Raw genomic sequence first — 21961 nt, 5'->3', positions numbered from 1 at the left:
CGATCATCCCTCGGTGACGATGAGGACGTCGAGTGCCTCGACCTTGTCCTCAAGACACCATAGGGGGTTGATTTCGAACGCCTGCACCTGATCGCCGAGCGACAGGCTCGCCTGCGTGATCCGGTGGATTGCCGCCGCGGCCTTTGCGATATCCACTTTCGGGCCGCCCCGAGCGCCGTTCAACAGCGGGCTTGCGCGCAGAGAGCGGAGCATCGTCTGGATATCGTCCTGCGTCACAGGAAGGACGCGCAGGCTCACGTCCTTCAGGGTTTCGATCCAGATCCCCCCAAGTCCGACCGCGAGCGTGGGGCCGAAGGATGGATCGATCGTGACGCCGGCGAAAAGTTCCACCCCACGAGGGCGCATCGGGCTCACAAGGACACCCTCGACATTGGCGCCCGCGACACGACGCCCCGCCGCGGCGACGCGCTCGTAGGCTTCGCGCACCGCCTCGGCCGTCTGGAGATCGAGGGCTACGCCACCGATGTCGGACTTGTGCGCGATCTCGGCGGCGCAGATTTTCAGGACGACCGGATATCCGAGCTTTTCCGCGGTGCTGACGGCTTCCTGCGCGTCGTTCACCAGTTCCGCCGGAACAAGCGGCACGCCGCTCGCTTCGAGAAGCTTGCGGCCGGCATATTCCGACCAGGGGCCTTTGCGGGAATCGTGACGCGTGATCGCCGGCGCCGGGGTTTCGGCTTTGCCTGCGGCGAGGGCCGCGCTGCGGGCCTTTTGCCACCGGACGCAATGCCCGAGGGCCGTCATGCCGAACTCGATGCCGCCGAGCATGAAGATGCGGTTTGCATCGTAGAGCTCCCGCGCAAACGGACCCACTTCCATGCAACTCAGGCTGACCGGAACGATCGCGACAGGGGATTTGTCCAGCATGTCCCGAACATAGGCCATTCGGGCCGCTTCCTTTTCCGCCGCGGCATCGTCGGGACGGGTCTGCGGAACCACGTTGAAACCGAGATAGAGGACGAAGTCGATGTTCGGGTCACGGCTGACGATTTCCGCAACGACATCCATCGGAACGGCGGCCGTGCCCGTTTCACGCAGGGTATCGACGGCAGCCGTGTCCAGGGGATTCTGCACCGTGGCGAATGAGGGGAGATAGTCCGCGAGCGCCTTCCTTGTCTCGGGGCTGAAGCCGGGAAGCTCCAGACCCTCGTCGGATGCGCGGTCGGCAATGATGTCGCAGGCGCCGCCCGACGCGGTGACGGCGCCCATGCGTGCGCCCTTGATGTGTACGCCGCTCGCGAAGAGGCCGGCGGTGATCAGCAATTCCTCCAGGCTGCGCACGCGCGCAACGCCCACCTGGCGAAGGGCCGCATCGACCACGGCTTCGTCGCCGGCGACCGCGCCGGTATGGGCAAGCGCGGCTTTCTGACCTTCCGGCGTGCGCCCGGCCTTGAGCACGACGATCGCCTTGCCTGCGACGAGAGCCTGGCGCGCGAGATCGAGGAAGCGGCGCCCGTTGCGGAATTGCTCGGCGAAGATCGCGATCACCCGGGTCTCGCCATCGGCGATCAAATGCTCGATCACATCCGCCGTATCGACGATGGCTTCGTTGCCCATGCAGATGAGCTTGGAAACGCCGATGCCATGGGTCCGGGCGAGCCTCATGATGACGGTGGCAAGCGCGCCGCTCTGAAGGACGATGGAAACGTTGCCGCTTTTCATCCCGGCCGGGATTTCCTGGCCATAGGCGGAAACACCCTCCGCGATGTTCACGAAGCCCGGGCAGTTCGGTCCAAGGATCGTGATGCCGTGCGCGGCGGCCTTGTCCTGCAGCTCGCGCTGGCGATCATGCGCGCCGGATTCGCCGAAGCCTGCGGCGATGATCACCGCGTTGCGGATCCCGACGCTGGAAGCATCGTCCAGGACAGACCCCACGAAATCGGTCGGAGTCGCGATATAGACGAGGTCCACCGGCTCCTTGAGATCGCGGAGGCTGGCGAGGCAGGGAATGCCGAAGATCGTCCGGCGCTTGGGATTGACCGGCACGATGCGGCCCTCGAAGCCCTGCGCTTTGAGGTTGCGGAAGATATTCCGGCCCCAATAGGACGTTTCGGACGCGCCGACGACCGCGATGCTGCGCGGTGAGAAAAAGCCGTTCAGGGAGAGGCCGGCGGAATGGCCGTTGGTTCGACCGTCGTCGCTCGACTGGCGGAGAGCCGGGGTGCTCATTGGTTTTCTCCTGGGTTGAGGAGGTGCGCTTTTTTGGCGTGTGCCGGGCCTAAGCCTCGGCACGCACGACCGGACGGAACTTCGGCAGCGTCACGTCGTCCGTGACATGGTGGTAGACGATCTCGACGGGCATGCCGATCCTGACATGATCGGGATCCGCAAGGACGTCGACGATGTTCGTCATCATGCGGCAGCCTTCGTCGAGTTCGACGAGCGCGACGACGTAGGGCGCATCGGCCTTGAAGGCCGGCCCCGGCGCCTTGTGGACGATCGTGAACGTGTAGATCCGGCCGCGTCCGGAGACCGGGGTCCATTTCAGCCGGCGCGAACTGCAATGGGGGCAGAGCGCGCGGGGATAGAAAATGTGGGCTTCGCAATCGTCGCAACGCTGAACCTCGATTTTCTCCCGCTTGAGGCTTTCCCAGAAGGGCGCCGTGACGGGGTCGGCTTTCGGAAGCGGCTTCGTGTATTCGGTCATGGTTCAATCTGCCGCCAGAATGGCGGTCCCCGTTGCTGAAAGCTTGCCGCCCGTGCCATGGACCAGGCCGATCTTCGCGTCGGCGACCTGGCGCAGGCCCTGTCCGCGGAAATCTCCACGAAGCTGGCGGACGCATTCGATGATGGTGAAGATGCCGAACATCCCGGGATGGGTATAGGAGAGGCCGCCGCCGCTCGTATTCAGCGGGAAATCGCCACCGGGCGCGATCCGGCCGCCCGAGACGAAATCGCCGCCTTCGCCCTTCCTGCAGAAGCCGAGATCTTCCAGCGATGTCAGAACCGTGTAGGTGAAGGAATCGTAGACCTCGGCAACATCGATGTCCGCGTGCTTGACGCCAGCCATCGCGAAAGCGTCGGGGCCCGAAATCCGGCCGGGACCCGATGTGACGTCCGGCATCTGGCTGATGATCTGGTGATCGTGGCCTTCGCCCCAGCCGAGCACGCGCACCGGTGCCTTCTTCAAGTCCCTTGCGCGTTCGACGCTGGTGACGACGACGGCGCCTGCTGCATCGGTCACGAGGCAGCAGTCCAGCTTGCGGAACGGCCAACTGACATAGGGGGAGGCGAGGACCTCCTCGATCGTCAGCGGATCGCGCTTGAACGCCCTGGGGTTCAGTCGCGCCCATTGGCGCGCCGCAACGGCGATTTCCGCAAGCTGGCGGTCGGTCGTGCCGTACTGGTGCATATGGCGCGCGCAGGCCATGGAATACGCGCCCGGCGCGCCGGGCATGCCGTAAGGGTTTTCGAACTGGCCTTCCATTCCCTGCGCGCTGCTGGCGGAAGCGGGCAGGCCGATACGAGACCTGCCGCTTTCGCCGTGGACGATCAGGGCCACCTCGATCCTCCCCGAGGCGATCGCCGCTGCGGCATGGCCGAGATGCACGACGAAGGACGAGCCGCCGACATGCGTTCCGTCGTAATAGCGGGGGTGGATGCCCAGATATTCGGCCACCTCGGTCGTGCGGAACCCCGCCGTGAACAGTCCATCCACGTCGCGGAGCGCAAGGCCGGCATCGTCGAGCGCATTGAGCACGGCTTCACCCTGGAGTTGAAGCGTGGATTTGTTCGGAACAACGCCGATCTCGTCGGATTCGGCAACGCCGACGACGGCGGCTTGTCTGGTTGGCATTACCTGCTCTCCTCTTTGCGCACCCAATAGCGGCGTCCCTCGCCGATCGCGTGCCAGTCATCGTCGCCCAGGTTGTCGACGTCGCGGCCGAACGGCATTGCGGGACGGGGCTTCATGTCGGGTTCCATGTATGTGTCGAAGGCATCTGCCAGGCTCTCGGCCGTCCAGGCATGATCGCCTTCCAGCCGCGCCAGCGTGCGCGGAGGCTCGACGAGCGTGTAGCCGAAACCGTAGGAATGGAAGACCTGGCCGTTGACGTTCGCGGCGCGATCGGAAGCAAGGAAGGAGACCAGCGGCGCGACATTGTCGGGATCCTTGGGCGTGCCTCTGGCGTGCTCGCTCGGCCATTTTCCGGTTTCCTCGAAGATCTTCCGCGATTCCGGCTTCGAGTCGATCATGCGCGTCGTACCGGTCGGCAGGACGACGTTCGAGGTGACGCCGTATTTCGCCATCGCATTGGCCGTGGAATAGCTGAGCCCGATGATGCCGGCCTTGGCGGCGGAGTAGTTCGGCTGTCCCGCATCGCCATAGGCCGAGCCTGACGCCAGCGAAATGATGCGGCCGCCCTTCTGCTGGCGCATCAGGGCCGTTGCCGGGCGCAGAACGTTGAACAGCCCCTTGAGGTGAACGGCGACCACGACGTCCCATTCCTCCTCCGTCATGTTGAAGATCATGCGGTCGCGCAGGACGCCCGCCGCGTGGACGACGATATCGAGGCGACCGAAGGTGTCGACCGCCTGTTCGACCATTCCCTGGGCGGCGGCATGGTCGGCGACCGAACTGCCGTTGATGACGGCTTTACCGCCGAGCGCCTCGATGGCGGCTTGCGTTTCTTGCGCCGGTCCGGCGTCGGTGCCGTCTCCTGCCAGTCCCGCACCCAGATCGTTGATGACGACTTTCGCACCATTGGCCGCCAGGGACAGCGCGATCCCGCGACCGATCCCGCGCCCTCCGCCGGTGACGAGCGCGACTTTTCCGTCCAGCAACTTCATTTCCGTTCCCTTTCCTGTCGTTCCTGCGTGCCCAAGTCCTCGGGCGTGTCGGCTATGCCACCTCGGACGGCTTCATCCGATCGTCCTGCGTCCGCGCGCGGATATGTTCGGGCAAAGTCTGACCGAGTTTCTTCAGGTACCAGTCGGCATCGCCGAACATCGCTTCGCAGACGCACAGCCGCTTGTAGAGATGGCCGGCTTTCAACTCGTCCGTCATGCCGATGCCGCCATGGAGCTGAAGGCTCTGGGTCCCGACGAAGCGCGCGGACTGGGCGGTCTGTACCTTTGCGTGCCAAACGGTGCGCTGCGCCGACGCTGCGCCGACGTCGAGCGCTTCAAGCGCGGCATGAACGATCGCGCGCGCCTCCTCGCAGGCAAGGCTCATATCCACCAGGCGGTGCTGGAGAACCTGGAATTTGGCAAGAGGCTGGCCGAACTGCTCGCGGACCTTCAGGTATTCGATCGTGTTTTGGGTGGCCTCGGCCATGGCCCCGCAGGCCTCGGCACAAACCGCGATCGCGGCCCGGTCGATGAGATGGTCGATCGAGGCGGTCCGGTCGGCATCGGCACGGCCGAGCAGCGCGGAACCCGGAACCCGGGCCGACAGGCGGACTTCAGCGCCAAGCCGCGCATCGAGGGCAGGGGCTATGTTGAGAGAAACGCCGTCCGTTTCGCGCGGTACGAGGAACAGGCCGACAGGGCCATCGGCCGCGCCCAAGCGCGCCGAAACGACCAGCAAGTCTGCCGCCTGTGCGCCGAGCGTGAAGGCCTTGCGGCCTTCCAGGGCGTAGCCGCCGTCGACCGGACGGGCGATCGTGGTGACGTAGTCGCGCGCATATCCGGCGTCCTGTTCGGAATGACAGAAGGCGAGACGCAGCTCTCCGGCAGCGATTTTCGGAAGCAGGTCGCCCTTTTGCGCTTGCGTACCGGCCAGTTCGATGGCGCCGGCTCCAAGAACGACGGTGCCGAGCAGCCCTTCGAGAACCATGTGCCGGCCGGCCGCCGCCATGACGATGGCAAGTTCCGTCAGCCCTCCGCCGGTGCCTCCGAATTCCTCGGGTATCGCAACGCCGAGCCATCCGAGATCCGCAAACTGGCGCCATTCATTTGAACCATATTGATCGCCGGACGGACCCGAACGCTGCTGCCACCGTTCAAAGCCGTATTTTTCCGAGAGGAAGTTCTGCAGGCTTTCGTCGAGAAGCTGGCGTTCGTCAGCGGAGAAACTGGTCATGGATCGATCCTCAAAGCCCCAAGGCGCCCTTGGCGATGATGTTCCGTTGCACCTCGTTCGAGCCGCTGTAGATCGTCGCCGCCCGGCGATAGAGGTGCTCGTAGATCAGGCCCGCGGAGACGTCCGGGCCGACAAATTCCCCGTCCCAGTTCTGTTCCAGCGCCAGGTCCTGATAAACGGGCCCGTTCCGGCCGAGCACTTCCAGTCCCATCTGGAGAATGCTTTGCTGGAGTTCGGTCCCGCGAAGCTTCAATGCCGCGGCGCCCATCATCGGCGGAGAGCCGGTCGTCCGCGCGGCGGCCAGCTGATCGGCCATCAGCGCTTTTGCCGTCGCCATCCTGACGTCGAGTTCCGCGAGCTTCCGCCGATAGGTGGGATCTTCCGACAGGGGGCGCCCGCCATCCTTGACGACGTCGAGCGCTTTGCGGATCTTCGCCAGATAGGCTTCGAACTTCGCGAAGCTCAGACTGTGCAGCCGCTCGTTGGCAAGGAGGAACTTGGCATAGGTCCACCCCTGGTTCTCTTCGCCGATGCGGTTCTCGACAGGCACGCGGACATTGTCGAAGAAGACTTCGTTGAGGTGGTGGTGCCGCGTGATGCCGATGATGGGGCGGACGGTGATGCCCGGGGTGTTCATATCGATCAGCAGGAACGAGATCCCGGCCTGCTTCTTGACGGTCGCATCCGTCCGCACCAGGACGAAGATCATGTCGGCCCAGTGAGCCCACGAGGTCCAGGTCTTCTGGCCGTTGACGACGTAGTGATCCCCGTCGCGGACAGCGCGGGTCTTGAGGCTTGCAAGATCGGAGCCTGCGCCCGGTTCCGAATAGCCCTGACACCACCAGGTGTTGTTCTTGGCGATATCGGCGAGGTACTTCTTCTTCTGCTCGTCGTTTCCGAAGGTGAAGATGACGGGACCGGCCAGATTGATGCCGAAATTGATCAGGGGCGGTGCCCCCGCCTTGCCGAGCTCTTCCTCGAACACGAGGAACTGTTCGGGCTCCCATCCGAGGCCGCCATGCTCCTTCGGCCACTTGCCGGTAAGCCAGCCTTTTTCGCCGAGCAGTTTCAGCCAGGCATCATATTCCGCTTTTTCGAGGTGCTGTGACTTCTCCTGCTTTCGCCGGATTTCCGCAGGGATCTTTTCGCGGCAGAATTGGCGGACCTCCTCGCGGAATGCATTCAAGCGGTTGTCGCTGCCGACAGACCTTATGAACATGCGTGCCTCCTGCACAAATAAGTATACTATTTGCCCGGTATACCTAATATCGCTTTTGCTTGTCAACCGATCTTCGCGGATTCTGGCAGATTCCGCTGCCCATATCGGGCACGAGAAAAACACACATCCGGCAATTGACGAAAAAGTAAAATAGTCGCACAGTGTACTGGTGCACTCTTTTATTGCGGCCGGACAAGGCAAGCCGGGTGCGTCCTTTCAGGTCATAATCAGGGGAATTCAAATGAGCAGACGAGCAATGCGTTTTCTGGTTGCCATCGCTGGGCTTGGCTTCATGACTGCCGCGGCGAGCGCGGCATGTGAGCCCGACAAGGCCGCCGAGAAGTACCCGACCTTCGCTGGAAAGTCCGTGAAGATCGCCATATCGCCGCTTTACGCGCCGTTCGCCTATGCCGAGGAGGGCTCCGACAAGCTCATCGGGAGTGACGTCGAGATCGGCGAAGCGGCCCTGGAATGCGTCGGCCTCAAACCGGAATATGTGAAGGGCGTCTTCACCAGCTTGCTTCCGACCGTGCTGAACGGCCAGACCGACATCATGAACGCAAACCTCTTCTACAACGAGGAGCGTGCGCAGAACGTCGATTTTGTCGTCTACATGAAGGCCGGCAGCGCCCTGGTGGTGCCGAAAGGGAACGAGCACGGTATCAAGTCGATGGACGACCTCTGCGGCCTCACGACAAGTGCGGTCATCGGCACCTTCTCGCAGAAGGCGCTGGAGGAGCAGTCGAAGACGTGCGAGGCGGCGGGCAAGCCCGCGATCAATATCGTGGTCGCGACCGAAACGGATGCGGCCGTGCGCGGGATATTGAACAAGCGCATCGACTTTCTGCTCGACAATGCGGGCGCCGCCGTCGTGCGGGTGAAGGACGATCCGGAGACGCTGGAGATCGCCTTCACCCAGGCGCGTGACGTGAAGGTCGGCTTTGCCGCCAAGAATGACAACAACGAGATTCTCGACGCCTATCTGAACGGGATGCAGGAGATCTATCGGAACGGCACGGTTGCGAAAATCCTTGAGAAATATGGGATCGACCCGCAGCTTGCCATCGAGCCCGAGATCGTGCGCTGACCTGGAGCACAGACGGGACCGGCCCGATTCCATCGGGCCGGCCTTCGATCCGGAGGCCGACCATGCGCTTGCGCGTCATTTCGACCTGCGCCGACCTCCAAGCCGTCCTCGCGAAGGACCTTGGCCCAGGCGCATGGTCGCAGATCAGCGAAGAACAAGCTCGACGCTTCGAGGCGGCCCGGCGTGCCGGACCGCACGACACCGGGAGGAGATGCACGAAATCCCGGCCAGCGCTTGTTGACGGGGCACTGCTTCTCTCCCTTCTCGGGCGATTGCGGGCGAGCATCGAGGATCTGCGTTTCGAGTTTCCCAGCCGGATGAACCTCCTCTACGGCTTCGACGACGTTCGCTTTTCCGATCCGGTGCCGGCTCCCGTCATGATCCGCCTTTTCCTTAGGATCATCGACGTGAAGCTGCTCGAACCGGGGACGATCCATGTCGTTTACGCGCACCGTCTCAAAACGTCCGAGGGCCTCACGATCCTTGAGGCAAACGCGATCAACCGCATTTACCTGCAGGAGCAGGCTGTTTGAGGAAACCTGATGTCGATAGATTTTCTCGCTGATGAGAATGGAATTGCCACGATCACGATCAATCGGCCGGAACGCTTGAATGCCCTCGACCGCGCTCACTACGCCGAGCTTTCCAGGGCGTGGGTGGAGGTGCGGGACGACCCGAAAATCCGGTGCGCCATCGTGACGGGGGCGGGCGAGAAATCGTTCTGCGCGGGCGCGGACATCAAGGATGTCATCGGCGCGAGGGAAGAACTGCGGAACCTCTGGCAGACGCAGGAAATGCCGTTGCTGAACCGTGGCCTTGAACTGTGGAAGCCGGTGATCGCGGCGGTCAACGGCCATTGTCTCGGAGGGGGCATGACGTTGCTTCTCGCCACCGATATCAGGGTCGCCTCGCCGAATGCCGCATTCGGCGTCGCGGAAGTCAAGCGCGGCATCGTTGCCGGTCTCGGCGGAACACAACGGCTGGTGCGGCAACTGGCCCATGCGCACGCGATGGAAATGCTCTTGACCGGAGACACCATCGATGCGGAAACGGCGGAACGGCGCGGCCTCATAAATCGTGTCGCGCCCGCGGGCGAATTGATGGCCGTGGCGAGGCGCTATGCGGACACCATGGCCCGCAATGCACCGCTCGCCGTTCAGGCGACGAAGGAATTGGCAATGCGCGCGCGTGACATGAGCCTCCAGGACGGGCTGCGGATCGAGCAGCTGCTGAACAATCTGCTTCAGCGCAACTCGGTTGACGTCGCCGAAGGGCGCGCTGCCTTTATCGAAAAACGGTCCGCGGCATTCCGCGGGGAATAGCGCAAGGGGCCTCTCGAAGGGCGTGTTATGGCTGAGACAACTTTTGAAGATTTCATCGTCCTTGTCCGTCGGAGTGGACTGCCTCATGACGACGTCGACCTTGAGCTGCTGTTTGATGGTTATCTCAAGCTTCAAGGCATGATCGCCTCGCTCCGCCGGCCGTCGGACCTCACGACCGGCCTTGCCGTCGGCTTTCAGCCGGAACCCGTCGAATGAGCCCGTTGACGATCGCTGAAGCGGGCAGGAAGCTTGCCGCAAAAACAGTGTCGCCTGTCGAGCTTACCCGCGAATGCCTCGATCGGATCGAAGCTCTCAATCCGACGCTCGCAGCGTTCATCACGGTGACGGGCGAACGAGCGCTTGCCGATGCCCGGGCGGCTGAAGAGCGGATGATGAAGGACCGGAGGCGAACGCCGCTGGACGGCATTCCCATCGCCCACAAGGATCTTTTTGAAACGGCGGGAATTCTGACGTCTGCGCATTCCCGGATCTTGCAGGATAATGTTCCTTCGTCCGATGCCACCGTTGTGCGCCGCCTGGCGGACGCGGGGACCGTCATGCTCGGCAAGCTCGCCACGCTGGAATTCGCTCTTGCCGGGCCTTCGTTCGATTTACCCTGGCCTCCCGCCCGGAACCCCTGGAATCCCGATTACTTCACCTCTGGCTCGAGCAGTGGAACGGCCGCGGCGGTGGCTTGCGGCATGGCTCTTGGCGGGACCGCCACCGATACCGGCGGCTCCATCAGGGGACCGGCCGCCATGTGCGGTGTTTCCGGCATCAAGCCCACATTCGGCCGCTGCAGCCGATCCGGCGTGATTCCCCTTGCCCATACGCTCGACCACATCGGGCCCATGGCGTGGACGGCGCAGGATTGTGCCCTCCTGCTTCAGGAGATGGCCGGCTTCGACCCCTCGGATCGGGCGAGCGCCGACGTTCCCGTTCCCGATTTTTCAGGTGAGATCGGCAAGAGCCTGCGGGGTTTGAAAGTTGGCGTTGTCGCTCACTTCCATGAAAGAGACAATCCCGTCAGCGAGGAGACGGCAGTCGCGGTATCGCAGGCCATCGAGATCCTGCGGGACGGCGGCGCTGTCGTTTCCGATGTCAAGCTGTCGTCCCTGGCGGAATATTCCTCGGCAAACCGCGTGATAATGAACGCGGAGGCCGCCGCATATCACGAGCAGACGCTGAGGAGCCGCTTCCGCGATTTCGGTGAGCGTCTACGGCACAGGTTGCTGCTGGCATCCTTCATGACAAGCAACGACTACATCCAGGCGCAACGGCGCAGGCGCGAATTGTGTAACGAGTTCGCACGGGCTATGGAAACGGTCGATGTCCTCATAACCGCAGCTTCGGCTTCCGAGGCGCCGCTCATCGAGGACGTCCCCTTCTGGGACGGCCTTGAAAAGCCGAGTTTTGCATTGCCTTGGAATTTGACCGGCTATCCTGCCATCGCGGTCTGCATGGGGTTTGGGCCGAAAGGCCTGCCGCTCTCCGTGCAGATCGGCGGCCGACCCTTCGGCGAGGCCACGCTTTTCCAGGTCGCTACGCTCCTCGAAACTTCAACCCTATGGAGGCAGAGACGCCCTGTTCTCTGCTCGTCCTGACATTGTGCGGGGCTGCCTTGCCGCGCGCCCGATAGCGTTCTGCTCAGCATGCATGTATGGCGGCCGCGGGGCTCAGGGCGTATCCAATCGTGGCAGCCGCAGTATAAACCGTGTGCCTCCATCCCTGGGCGGGTCGTGCAGCACCGTTCCTCCATGCAGCTGTGCGATCTGGCGCACGAGGGAAAGGCCGAGGCCCCATCCTCCGGCAGCCTCGCCGTGGCCGCCCGGGCGGTAAAAGGGTTCGAAGACACGTTCGCCTTCTCCCGTAGGGATACCGGCACCATGGTCGCGGACCGACGGTTCGGTCATGGCGCCCGTGGACCTGACGCTGATCGTGATGGGCGCCGCGCCATGACGAACCGCGTTCTGTATCAGGTTGCGGATCGCCCGGGACAGGAGCCGCGCATCGCCCACGACCTCCGCCGGCGTTCCGGAGGCGTCCAGCCCCGCCCGCGCGGCCTCTTCCGCGGCAAGCGCCAGAAGGTCGAGCGGCTGGAACGCTTCGGTCCGCTCGCCATGGGTCAGCCGGCTGGAAAGCAGGATTTCGCCGACAAGGTCGTCCAGTTCGCCCAGGTTCCGCGCGATCTCCTCGCGCTGCGTCTGTGTGGGGTTGTCCTCATGGAGATGCACGGCCATGCGCAGGCGGGCAAGCGGGGAGCGCAACTCGTGGCTGGCATTGGCCAGGAGCGAACGGTTCGAATTGACCAGCGCCTCGACCTGCGCAGCGGCCCGGTTGAAACTGTCGGCGACGCTCGCGACCTCGTCGCGCCCCTCGACGGCGACGCGCAGGGACAGGTTGCCCTTTCCCCAGCTCTCGACACCGTGGCGCAGACGCTCCAGCCGGCGCGTAAGGTTGCGCACGACCGGCCAGGCCGCGAGCGCCGTCAAGCCGGCAACGAGCGCCAGAAGCAGCAACGGATTGCCGCGCGGCCGGAACGGCAGGGTGAAACGCGCGGTCAATGTTCCGCCGTCCCGCACCGCAACGGTGACGGGAGCGAAGGTGGTGATGCCATCCCGTTCGGCGGGCTGATAGGCCGCGACGAGGGTTCCCGCCGCATCGCGCAGTTCGATCTCCGCATGGCTTGCCGGGCCGATGCGGTTCAGCACGGCCTGCGGCTCCTCGGGACCGGACAGCATGGCTGCCAGCAGCTCGGCACGCTGGTTGACCCAGCCGCGATCCTCGCGATCCACGAACAGCGCCACCATGACGATCCCCGCAATCGCGAGGATCGCGATGCCGGCCAGAACCGTCAGATAGATCTTGAGAAACAGCCGCCCGCGCATGTCAGTCCTTGTCGTCCTGGCGTCGTGCGAAGACATAGCCCGCGCCGCGCACGGTGACGATGCGGCGAGGGTGCCGGGGATCGTCCTCGATCGCCGCCCGGATACGGGAGACATGGACATCGACCGACCGGTCGAACGCATCGGCTTCGATCCCCTTCACGCGATCAAGCAACTGCTCGCGCGTGAGAATCCGCCCGGCGCTTTCGGCAAGGGCCAGAAGGATGTCGAACTGGTGGCCGGTCATGTCGCAGACCTGCCCGTCGAGCCGCGCGCTGCGGGAGCCGGGGTCGATCTCCAGCCGCCCGAAGCGAAGGATGCCCGCCACCGGAGAGGCGCCGCGGCGGCGCAGGATTGCGCGCAGCCGGGCCAGCAGCTCGCGGGGGCTGAAGGGTTTGGGCAGATAGTCGTCGGCGCCGATCTCGAGCCCGACGATGCGATCGGTCTCGTCTCCCCTGGCGGTCAGCATCAGGACCGGGACGTCCGATCCGGCGCGGATGCGCTTCAGCACCTCGAAGCCGTCGAGGTCGGGCAGCATGACGTCGAGGATCACCGCTTCGGCAGGGCTGCGGCTGAGATCGGCCAGTCCCGCCGTGGCCGTGGGCGCCGATCGCACCCGATAGCCATTGGCGGACAGGTAGTCGTTCAGCATGGCGGAAAGCCTCGTGTCGTCGTCGATGATCAGGAGATGTTCCGCCATGCCCGTTCCTCAGCGCACCGCGCTGTCCTTGCCATACCACAAACGCGTGAAGATCGCCTCACGCCGGACGAAGGCGTGATAGAGCGCGGCCCCGACATGGGCAACCAGGAGGCCGATAAGAGCCATCGCGCCGATCCCGTGCGGGCCGCGCGGCGCATAGGCCGCGAAATCCGGCAACGACCCGGTCCCGCCGAACAGGATGGCTCCGGCCCCGCTCATCGCCATCAGCGCGATGCCGCTGCCGAACATGCCGAAGAGGACGATATAGAAGGCGGCATGAACCCCTCGCGCCAGACGTTCCTGCCAGGGCGGCGTATTTGCCATGGGCGCCGGCTTGCGGTCGAAGACCAGCCACCACGCCACGCGCAGGATCGTCAGCGCAAGGGTGGCGATGCCGAGCGGCACATGCACGCGCAGGAACATCGCCGGATCGCTCGAGGCGGCGGCTCGAAAGCCGGTTCCCAGGAGGACGAGAATCGCGGCGGCGCTGAGCCAGTGGATTGTCACGGCAACGCTGCCGTAGCGATCTGCGCTGCTCTTCATCATGATCGGAACTCCTGATTGGATATCGGGTCGGGGAGCCGGGGCGTGGCCGCCCCGGCCGAACCACGCGCCTTCATTCACGGCCCGGCCTGAAGCCGGGACCGAAAGAGCGGCGCTTCTCCAGCAGTTCCGTCCGCTGTTCGGGCGTCAGGACCTCGGCTGCCTGGATGAAGGCCTCGAGCGCCCGGGCCGAGACGGCGTCCGCGGTGGCAAGGGCTTCCTTCCGCAGGGTTTCGATCGCGGCGCGGTCCAGCGTCTCGGCCCTCACGAGGGCGGCCAGGCGGTCACGCCTATCGTCCAGATCGCTGATCATGGGGCGGATTTCCGTCCGGGCGGCATCGACGATGGCCCAGATTCTCTGGCGCTGCTCTTTGGTCGTGTCCACCGATTTCAGCGCGCGTTCCAGGCCGAAGCCGCCGAAGGGGCCGCCGAATCCATGGCCGCGAAAGCCGTTCGCCTGAACCACGCCGGTGACTGCGAGCGCGCCGAGCGCCAGAACCGCGGTCATCCCGCCTACCAGATACTTGCGCAGGCGGCCTTTCTTGCTGCTGTCTTCCATGTTGCTTCTCCTCGTCTTGCACGGCCTCTCATCGCCGCGACAAGGAGAAGATGATGTCCGCGTGTTTCTCCCATCCACGCGTCATATTAAGTTTTGTGAAGAAGCAGGAGGAGGGCGCCGACGGACATTCGCGTGCCGGGCCGCCGGCTGGCGTCCTTCAAGATCCCTAGCCATCGGGTGCTTTTGCGCCCGCTGGCAGATCGGTGTCTTGCGCGCACGCGACGAGTACGTTCACGGCTTCCTGCAACATGGGGCCCAGATATCGGCCTTTCTGCCAGAACACGACGTAGTGATAGAGCGCGCTTGGCTCGAAGGGGCGGATCTCGACGTTGAAGCACGCAGCCTGCCGGGCGGCGAAGGTATTGCTGCTTGAAATGCCGAGGCCGGCGGCGACGAAACTGACCTCCTGGCCGATGACATCCACCTGGATGGCGAGGTGCGGCTCCGCTCCCATGTAGCGAATGGCATTCTCGCTCATGAGGTGGGATTGCATCTGCGGTTCGATATCCGCAAGCGGCTCGCCGACCAGATCCTCCGGCCGGATCAAGTCCTTCCGGGCAAACCGGTGCTCCGGATGGAAGATGCATACATTGGTCGCCGTCGTCATCGGGCGCCAGTCGAAGACGTTTTCGTCGAGCGGCAGGCGGCCAAGTCCGAGATCCGCCCGCCCTTCGAGCACATGGTCCGTCACCTCCCGGTAGGTGCCGGATTTGATGTGGACCGCCGCGACCGGCTGGCGCGACCGCAGCATGCGGATGGCATCGGGAAGTAGCCGGAGCGAGAAGACGTGCGGCGCGGCGATGCCGATCGTGTCGCTGTCGATGCCCTTCAGCGAGGAGACGGTCCGGGCGATCCTTTCCATCTGCACGAAGGTCGCATCGGCGTCGCGAAAGAGGGTCATCGTCTGCGCCGTTGGAACGAGCCGCCCCTTGTCGCGCATGAACAGCTGTACGCCGAGCAGGGTTTCCAGCTGCTTGATCTGCTGGCTGACGGCGGGTTGGGTGATGTCGAGGGCCTTTGCCGCCGCCCTCTCGGAACCGGTCCTGACGACCTCGCGCAGAATCTGAAGCTGGCGAAGCGTGACGCCCGTCCCTGCGATTTCGACCATGATGGTGCGTTCCTGCGTGCGCGGTTCGTAGCTCTGCAAATGCAAAGACCAACTTATACCCTCTCGCGTGGAGCCGCCACCTCCGAGCCGGATGGCTCTTCTTCATATAAGCCAGGCTTATCTAAAAATAATCCTGCTTATAAATTGACCCTATGGGCGCGACAGGCAATTCTATGTCCGTAACGCCGCCGTGACGGACAGCCGGCGCCGACGGAACACAAGGGGTTCCGCTACATCGAAAATCGAAAGCGAAAGGGTGGTGCCGCTTCATGCGCGCAGCAAAGGCTTTGTCGTATCCTGCATTCGGCGTCGGTGAACCGGCCGCGGAACCCGGTATCCGCGCCGAGCGGATCGAAAAGCGGCTCGGCGGCAACGATGTCCTGCGGGGTGTCGAGCTTATCGTCCGTCCCGGCGAGATCCTCTCGATCCTCGGCAGCAGCGGTTCGGGCAAGAGCACGCTGCTCAGGTGCCTCAATCTCCTGACCATTCCCGATCGCGGAGACATCTGGGTGCACGGCGAGAAGCTGGCGATCCGCGCCGCATCGCCGCACGGCGGACCTGCCGGCATCCTCGATCACCGGCAGGTCCGAAGGGTGCGGGCTTCCATGGGCATGGTTTTCCAGAACTTCAATCTCTGGCCGCACAAGACGGCGCTCGAGAACGTCACGGAGGGGCCGGTTCTCGTCAAGGGGATCCGGCGCGGCGCCGCCGCCGAGCTCGGCCGCCACTACCTCGCCAAGGTAGGGCTCTCGGACAAGGCGGATGCCTATCCGCGCCATTTGTCCGGCGGCCAGCAGCAGCGCGTGGCGATCGCCCGGGCGCTGGCGATGGAGCCGCAGGTGCTGCTTTTCGACGAGCCGACCTCGGCGCTGGACCCGGAACTGGTGGGCGAAGTGCTGCGTGTCATGGCGGCGCTTGCCGGGGAGGGGCGGACCATGGTGATCGTCACCCACGAACTTGCTTTCGCGCGCGAGGTCTCGACGCGGGCCGCCTTCATGCACGGCGGGCTGATCGAAGAGGAAAGCCCGCCGCAGGAATTCTTCTCCTCTCCCGTCTCAGGCCGTCTTCGCGGCTTTCTCGCTTCCCATCGATAGGAGGACCTCGCGCATGGACGGTTTCGTGGTGCAGTTCGTCAACGGACTGAAGACGACGGTACTGCTGGCGCTTGTCAGCGGCGCGCTCGGCATGGCGCTCGGATTGCTTGCTGCGGCGGGGCGGCTGTCGCGGTGGAGGGCGGTAAGCGCCGCGGTCGGCTTCTACACGACGATCATTCGGGGCGTGCCCGAACTCATCATCATCCTGCTGATCTATTTCGGCGGAACTGTCGCCATCAGCGCCTTCTTCGGACGTTATGTCGAGGTCAACGCGTTCCTCGCCGGGGTCGTTTCCCTCACCGTCGTCTTCGGCGCCTATACGGCGGAAATCTTCCGAGGGGCGGTGCTCAGCATACCGGCAGGGCAGATCGAGGCGGCCCGCTCGCTCGGGCTGCATCCCTGGCAGACCTGGCTGCTCGTCATCCTTCCGCAAATGCTGCGCATCGCCCTGCCGGCGCTTGCGAACCAGTGGATCTCCCTTGTCAAGGAAACGTCGCTGATCTCGATCGTCGGGCTGACCGATATCATGCGGGTCGCCGCCATCGGCGCGGGGTCGCTGCGGGCGCCGCTGACATTCTATCTCGCGGCATCGGCGCTCTATCTCGCGCTGACCAGCCTGGCGCTGGTGATCTTCAATCTCCTCGAACGGCGTTTCGCCGTTCCCGGGCGGTGAGGTGCCGCGCCATGGATATCATGCTCCTCCTCACCAGCACGGTCACGCTTACCGGCGGCATTCCGCTGACGCTTCTCCTGACATTCGCATCGCTCCTGGCGGGTTTCGTCCTCGCCGTGCCCCTTGCCTTCATGCGGGCGTCGCCGCGCAAGTGGCTTTCCCTACCAGTGCTCGCCTATACATACGTGTTTCGCGGCACGCCGCTGCTCGTCCAGCTTTTCATCATCTATTACGGCCTCGGTCAGGTCGGCGCCATTCGCTCGAGCGTGCTCTGGGTCCTGCTGCGCGATCCCTTCTGGTGCTGCCTGCTGGCGTTCTCCCTGAACGGCGCCGCCTACACGACGGAGATCTTTCGCGGCGGGATCCAGGCCGTGGCGACCGGCATGATCGAGGCGGCGCAGGCGGTCGGCATGTCGCCGTTGCAGATCAAGCGCCGGATCATCTTTCCGATCGCCTTCAGAAGCGTGCTTCCGTCCTATGCCAACGAGGTCATCAGCCTGGTGAAGGCGACGTCGCTCGCCAGCACCGTGACCTTGCTGGAGATCACCGGCCTTTCGCGAAAACTGGTGTCGGAGACCTTCGCACCCTACGAGATCTTCATCGCCGCGGGCGTGCTCTATCTCGGCCTGACCTTCCTCCTGACCGGTTTCTTCAACGTGCTGGAGGCCCGGTTGAACGCGGCGCCCCAGGCAAGGAGAAATCCGCGCCGGGTCATCCTGCGGCAGGTGCCCCATGAACAGTAACGCCCGTCAAGACCTGCTGCCGCTCCGGGAGAGCGCGTGGCGCGAGATCGATCCGTCGGCGATTGTTTCCAACTACCGCGCCATACGGGCGGCGATCGGTCCCGGGACAAAGATCTTCGCCTGCCTGAAGCAGGACGCCTATGGATGCGGGGCGGGGAAGGTAGCCTCTCTCCTGTCCGCGGCCGGCACCGATGCCTTCGGCGTCGTGTCCATCGCCGATGCGATCGCCGTGCGGCGGGCGGCGCCCGGAACGCCGATCCTCATGTATCCGGGCATCGGTCCGGATGCCGTCGACCTTATCAGGGACCTCGACCTGACGATTTCAGTTTCCGGCGAGGAGGACCTGAAGGGCTGGCTTGCGACCGGCGTGCCGCTCAAGGTTTTCGTGAAGGTGGATCTCGGCTTTTGGCGCGCCGGCGTGGTGCCCGCCAGCCTCCGGCGCTTGGTGAAACTGTGCGCCTCGCAAAGCAATCTCGCCGTTGACGGCCTTTATGCCCATCTCAGTGAGTTCGGCGACGCCGGGTCTTCTGCGCCGGCGCAGGTCGCACGCCTGACGCCGCTTCTTGACGCGCTGAAGGCGGAGGGGCGGCTTCCCGCAACCGTCATGGTTTCAAGCAGCGAAAGCCTGCTTCAGCACCCGGAATTCGACATGGACGCGGTCGATCCCGGTGCCCTCCTCTTCGGATTGGCCCGTTCCGGGGCCGGGCGTCGGACCCTCTCAATCCGGCCGGCCCTGTCGGCGATCAAGGCGCGCATCGTGGCGCTCAAGACGTGCCACGACAGCATGGGAAGGCCGCCGGGCCTGCCGGGCTACCACCCGGCGATGCGCCTTGCCGTGCTGGGGATCGGCTGGGGGCACGGGGTGCCGCGAGACCTCGGCTCCTCGGCCTCGGTGCTCGTCCGGGGGCGGCGTGCGCCCGTCGTGCCGCCCGTCCATCTCGAACATCTTCGCATCGACGTCACGGATATTCCCGAAGCGGTGCTCGGGGATGAGGCGGTCCTGCTCGGCTCTTCCGGTGCGGACCGCATCACGCTGCCGCAACTCGCCGAAGCCTGGAACACCGATGAAACAGGCGTCGGCTGCGGCCTCAGGGAGAGCCTGCGGCGGATAGACGCCGCACCACGATCGAAACCGAACCAAGAAGAAGGGGAATGACATGAAACGACAACTGACCTGCGCCCTCGCGGCGCTCCTGCTGGCTGCCGGCCTTGCCCATGGCGCGGAGCGCACGGCCATCACCATCGCCTCGGAAGGCGCCTCGCCGCCGTGGGACTATATCGACGAGAACGGCGCGCTCGTCGGTTTCGACATCGACGTCGGCAACGAGCTCTGCACCCGGATGAAGCTGCAATGCACCTTCGTCGCGCAGGACTGGGACGGCATCATCCCCGGCCTTCTGGTGAAGAAGTACGATGCGATCATGGCCGGCATGTCGATCACCGAAAAGCGCAAGAAATCAATCGCCTTCTCCGTTCCCTATGCGGTGGCGCCGAACCAGATCGTCATGCGCCGGGCGCTCGGCCTGCCGCCCGGGGATATCGAGGCGAAGCTGAACCTCACGGATATCGACGCGGCGAAGAAGGAGACCATCGACAAGCTGAGGGAAAGCCTGAAGGGCAGGACCCTCGGTGTCCTTCGCTCCTCCAACTCGGAGGCGGTCGTGCAGGAACTCTTCGGCGACATTGCGGAGGTGCGCAGCTATGACAGCCAGGAAAACCTGAAGCTCGACCTGACATCGGAGCGTATCGACGGCGGCCTCGGCGATCGCCTGGTCTGGAAGCAGTTCCTCGACACGCCGGAGGGCAAGGCGGTGGAATTCTTCGGCCCTGAACTTTCGGGAGGCACCTGGGGCCCCGGCGTCGGTGTCGGTCTTCGCAAGGAGGATGCCGATCTTGCCGAGGCCTTCGACAAGGCCATCGAAGCGAGCACCCGGGACGGCGCGCTCGGGAAGATCAGCCAAAAGTGGTTCGGCGTGGATATTGCTCCGCAGCTCGCGAACTGACTGTCCCCCTGCGACTATCGGCGGCCCTCGGGCCGCCTCCTCCTGAATTCTTCTCCAAGGTACATCGCCATGTCTTCACCGTTCACGCTCGCCGTCACCGGGCAATCTCTCATTCATCATGATGTCCGGCAGGTCCGGGACGATGGATTTGCCGCAATCAAGGCACTGATCAAGCAGGCCGATATCGCTTTTACGAATTTCGAGACGACGGTGTTCGGCCGGCATGGCGGGTGGCCGATGAAGGGGTCCTATTTCGGATGTTCGGCGCCGTTTGTGCTGGATGCGCTGAAGGACATCGGCTTCAACACCCTGGCGCTCTCCAACAACCACGCCTTCGACCTCGGCCCTCCGGGCGTTCTGTCGACGCTGGAGGAAGTGGCGGAGAGGGGGTTCCTTCACGCCGGTATCGGTGTCGATGCCACAGACGCGGGCCGGCCGGGAATGAAAACCTTCGGCACAAGGCGGGTGGCGCTCGTTGCCATGGACGCCGGCCCCGGCCCGGCGACCATGTATGCGGCCGACGCGACGGACCGGCGTCCTGCAAGGCCGGGCGTGAATGGGCTCGACGTGTCGAGGCGTTTTGCGGTCGAGCCCGCGGTATTCGCGAGCCTCTCCGGCATTCAGGACATCTTCCAGAGCAGTCCGATGGAACGGGGCAACTACGCCCAGCCGCACGATCCGCCGGACCTGCAATCGGCCGATGAGATCGATTTTTACGGAACGGTCTTTTGCCGCGCCCCGGAGAACCGGCGCCGGATCCTGGTGGACGAGGCGAGCCTGCAGCGTCATCTGTCGGCGATCCGCCACGCTGCCGCGGAAGGCGCCTTCGTCATCGCCTACCTCCACCATCATCATTGGGAGCCGAACTGGCGGGAGGTGCCTTCCTGGGTTCAGGCGTTCGCACGGGCTTGTATCGATGCCGGCGCGGGGATGTTCGTCAGTCATGGCGCGCCGGTCCTGCAGCCCATCGAAATCTATCGCCGCGCGCCGATCTTCTTCGGGCTCGGTAATTTTCTCTTCCATCTCGATGAGGGGGAGGTCGTATGGAGCGCACCGGATGTCTGGAAAAGCGTGGTGGCGACATGCCGTTTTGATGCCGACGCGAGGCTCCGGTCGATCGACCTTCATCCTGTCGTCATCGGCGGCGAGAATCTGGACGCTGACAATTATCACGAACGGATCGTTCCGGTCCCTGCCCCGGAAGGGCTGGCAGCGAGGATGATCGAGGATTTGGCAATCCGCTCGAAGGCACACGGCGTGTCGATCGCCTTCGCCGAGCGTTTTGGGAGAATAACGGCAGAGATCAGCGCGTAACGACAATGACCGGAAATCAGCTTTGGTAACTGAGCGACCCCGAGAATCCAGGGTAAAGCACGTCGAATACCTTCGCGGTTTTCCGGTCAACCGCCTCCGCAAGGTGATCGTAACCGGACCGAGGGATCTCCGATGCAGGACGAATTGTCGTGCCTGCTTCTTCCAGAACCTGCTGGAACGCTTTGACGCATCCTCTTGGCATGGTGTCGAGCGAGCCGATCTCGTCGAGCAGCGCCTCCTCAACCGAGGTCAGAACGGAACTGTCATTTTTTGTTCGTCGCCTATTCTGGTCCGGAAGCGTTCCAAAAAGGTCAAACAGCGACAGGAGGCCCTCATGCAGGCGGTCATTCTTCAGCATTTCGGTCAGGCTGCCTTCGGCCTCCTTGCATGTCGAGCCGCAAGATTGCCAGTGCCGGAAAACCGAAACGACGAATGCTTCATCACTGGTCAGATCGGAAAAGCCAAGCGGGGTAAAATTGATGGTTTCCATAAATCCAGTCCGAGCGGCACGCGGAGGCCTTCTTTAGCTGATTAAAGTTGATTTCGAAACACCACTTTTTAATGAAATGCGGTATCTTGTCACGCGGTCCTGGTTGACGTACTCGAAACCCACAGAGCCCTGTGGGCCAAGCAACAAACCGCTCGGTGGCGCTACGTTTCCGCGCCAT

Annotated in this window: 23 protein-coding genes; 11 read left to right on the top strand and 12 right to left on the bottom strand. The window is 63.9% G+C overall.

Annotation, left to right across the window (positions count from 1 at the left end):
* Positions 1–3: 3 nt before the first annotated feature.
* Genes AABF56_RS24895 through AABF56_RS24870 form a run of 6 tightly spaced genes read right to left on the bottom strand, consistent with a single transcriptional unit; the run spans position 4 to position 7328 of the window.
* Positions 4–2190 (bottom strand): acetate--CoA ligase family protein, encoded by a 2187-nt coding sequence (locus AABF56_RS24895; protein WP_272807750.1) that lies wholly within the window; start codon positions 2188–2190, stop codon positions 4–6.
* Between the two features lie 49 nt (positions 2191–2239).
* Positions 2240–2668 (bottom strand): Zn-ribbon domain-containing OB-fold protein, encoded by a 429-nt coding sequence (locus AABF56_RS24890; RefSeq protein ID WP_272807751.1) that lies wholly within the window; start codon positions 2666–2668, stop codon positions 2240–2242.
* 3 nt (positions 2669–2671) lie between these two features.
* The gene (locus tag AABF56_RS24885) at positions 2672–3817 is read right to left on the bottom strand and encodes an acetyl-CoA acetyltransferase (protein WP_272807752.1); all 1146 of its coding nucleotides are present in this window, start codon (positions 3815–3817) and stop codon (positions 2672–2674) included.
* Entirely contained in the window at positions 3817–4809 is a 993-nt protein-coding gene (locus tag AABF56_RS24880; RefSeq protein WP_272807753.1) for an SDR family oxidoreductase, read from the bottom strand. Before AABF56_RS24880 ends, AABF56_RS24885 begins: the two co-directional genes overlap by 1 nt.
* Positions 4810–4861: 52 nt before the next feature.
* Positions 4862–6043, bottom strand: a complete 1182-nt coding sequence (locus tag AABF56_RS24875) for an acyl-CoA dehydrogenase family protein (protein WP_272807754.1) — start codon at positions 6041–6043, stop codon at positions 4862–4864.
* Positions 6044–6053: 10 nt separating this feature from the next.
* Positions 6054–7328, bottom strand: a complete 1275-nt coding sequence (locus AABF56_RS24870) for an acyl-CoA dehydrogenase family protein (RefSeq protein WP_272807755.1) — start codon at positions 7326–7328, stop codon at positions 6054–6056.
* 190 nt (positions 7329–7518) lie between these two features.
* Between AABF56_RS24870 and AABF56_RS24865 the strand changes: the two genes are divergently transcribed.
* The 5 genes from AABF56_RS24865 (at position 7519) to AABF56_RS24845 (ending at position 11275) form a co-directional block, all read left to right on the top strand.
* Positions 7519–8349 (top strand): transporter substrate-binding domain-containing protein, encoded by an 831-nt coding sequence (locus tag AABF56_RS24865; RefSeq protein WP_272807756.1) that lies wholly within the window; start codon positions 7519–7521, stop codon positions 8347–8349.
* 62 nt (positions 8350–8411) lie between these two features.
* Positions 8412–8882: a hypothetical protein gene (locus AABF56_RS24860; protein ID WP_272807757.1), complete on the top strand. Its 471-nt coding sequence runs from the start codon at positions 8412–8414 to the stop codon at positions 8880–8882.
* A 9-nt stretch (positions 8883–8891) separates the two neighbouring features.
* Complete coding sequence (locus AABF56_RS24855; protein WP_244766399.1) at positions 8892–9671, top strand: enoyl-CoA hydratase/isomerase family protein; 780 nt, start codon at positions 8892–8894, stop codon at positions 9669–9671.
* Between the two features lie 27 nt (positions 9672–9698).
* Entirely contained in the window at positions 9699–9887 is a 189-nt protein-coding gene (locus AABF56_RS24850; RefSeq protein ID WP_244766400.1) for a hypothetical protein, read from the top strand.
* Entirely contained in the window at positions 9884–11275 is a 1392-nt protein-coding gene (locus tag AABF56_RS24845) for an amidase (protein ID WP_272807758.1), read from the top strand. Before AABF56_RS24850 ends, AABF56_RS24845 begins: the two co-directional genes overlap by 4 nt.
* Before the next feature lie 72 nt (positions 11276–11347).
* On the opposite strand, the gene AABF56_RS24840 is transcribed toward AABF56_RS24845, so the two are convergent.
* The 5 genes from AABF56_RS24840 to AABF56_RS24820 form a co-directional block, all read right to left on the bottom strand.
* On the bottom strand, positions 11348–12559 hold the full coding sequence (locus tag AABF56_RS24840) for a HAMP domain-containing sensor histidine kinase (protein ID WP_272807759.1): 1212 nt from the start codon (positions 12557–12559) through the stop codon (positions 11348–11350).
* 1 nt (position 12560) lies between these two features.
* Positions 12561–13256: a response regulator gene (locus AABF56_RS24835; protein ID WP_272807760.1), complete on the bottom strand. Its 696-nt coding sequence runs from the start codon at positions 13254–13256 to the stop codon at positions 12561–12563.
* Between the two features lie 9 nt (positions 13257–13265).
* Complete coding sequence (locus AABF56_RS24830) at positions 13266–13802, bottom strand: cytochrome b (protein WP_272807761.1); 537 nt, start codon at positions 13800–13802, stop codon at positions 13266–13268.
* Positions 13803–13872: 70 nt separating this feature from the next.
* On the bottom strand, positions 13873–14358 hold the full coding sequence (locus tag AABF56_RS24825) for a Spy/CpxP family protein refolding chaperone (RefSeq protein ID WP_272807762.1): 486 nt from the start codon (positions 14356–14358) through the stop codon (positions 13873–13875).
* 166 nt (positions 14359–14524) lie between these two features.
* The gene (locus AABF56_RS24820) at positions 14525–15466 is read right to left on the bottom strand and encodes a LysR family transcriptional regulator (RefSeq protein ID WP_244766406.1); all 942 of its coding nucleotides are present in this window, start codon (positions 15464–15466) and stop codon (positions 14525–14527) included.
* A 269-nt stretch (positions 15467–15735) separates the two neighbouring features.
* On the opposite strand from AABF56_RS24820, the gene AABF56_RS24815 reads away from it, so the two are divergent.
* From AABF56_RS24815 to AABF56_RS24790, 6 genes are all read left to right on the top strand, one after another.
* The gene (locus AABF56_RS24815) at positions 15736–16560 is read left to right on the top strand and encodes an amino acid ABC transporter ATP-binding protein (RefSeq protein WP_443021173.1); all 825 of its coding nucleotides are present in this window, start codon (positions 15736–15738) and stop codon (positions 16558–16560) included.
* Between the two features lie 13 nt (positions 16561–16573).
* On the top strand, positions 16574–17233 hold the full coding sequence (locus AABF56_RS24810; protein WP_244766407.1) for an ABC transporter permease: 660 nt from the start codon (positions 16574–16576) through the stop codon (positions 17231–17233).
* A gap of 11 nt (positions 17234–17244) precedes the next feature.
* On the top strand, positions 17245–17976 hold the full coding sequence (locus AABF56_RS24805; protein ID WP_272807764.1) for an ABC transporter permease: 732 nt from the start codon (positions 17245–17247) through the stop codon (positions 17974–17976).
* Positions 17966–19132 carry an alanine racemase gene (gene alr, locus AABF56_RS24800; RefSeq protein WP_272807765.1) on the top strand — a complete coding sequence of 389 codons (1167 nt, stop codon included), beginning with the start codon at positions 17966–17968 and terminating at the stop codon, positions 19130–19132. Before AABF56_RS24805 ends, alr begins: the two co-directional genes overlap by 11 nt.
* Before the next feature lies 1 nt (position 19133).
* Positions 19134–19979, top strand: a complete 846-nt coding sequence (locus tag AABF56_RS24795) for a transporter substrate-binding domain-containing protein (protein ID WP_272807766.1) — start codon at positions 19134–19136, stop codon at positions 19977–19979.
* Positions 19980–20048: 69 nt separating this feature from the next.
* Entirely contained in the window at positions 20049–21293 is a 1245-nt protein-coding gene (locus AABF56_RS24790) for a CapA family protein (protein ID WP_272807767.1), read from the top strand.
* A gap of 16 nt (positions 21294–21309) precedes the next feature.
* Here the strand turns inward: AABF56_RS24790 and AABF56_RS24785 are convergent, their stop codons facing one another.
* On the bottom strand, positions 21310–21783 hold the full coding sequence (locus AABF56_RS24785; RefSeq protein WP_272807768.1) for a hypothetical protein: 474 nt from the start codon (positions 21781–21783) through the stop codon (positions 21310–21312).
* Positions 21784–21961: the final 178 nt, after the last annotated feature.

It is taken from the genome of Shinella sp. WSC3-e, assembly GCF_945994535.1.
GTDB classification, from domain to species: Bacteria; Pseudomonadota; Alphaproteobacteria; order Rhizobiales; family Rhizobiaceae; genus Shinella; species Shinella yambaruensis.
The sequence above is the reverse complement of the archived record's forward strand: the minus strand, read 5'-3'. Positions and strand labels throughout refer to the sequence as shown.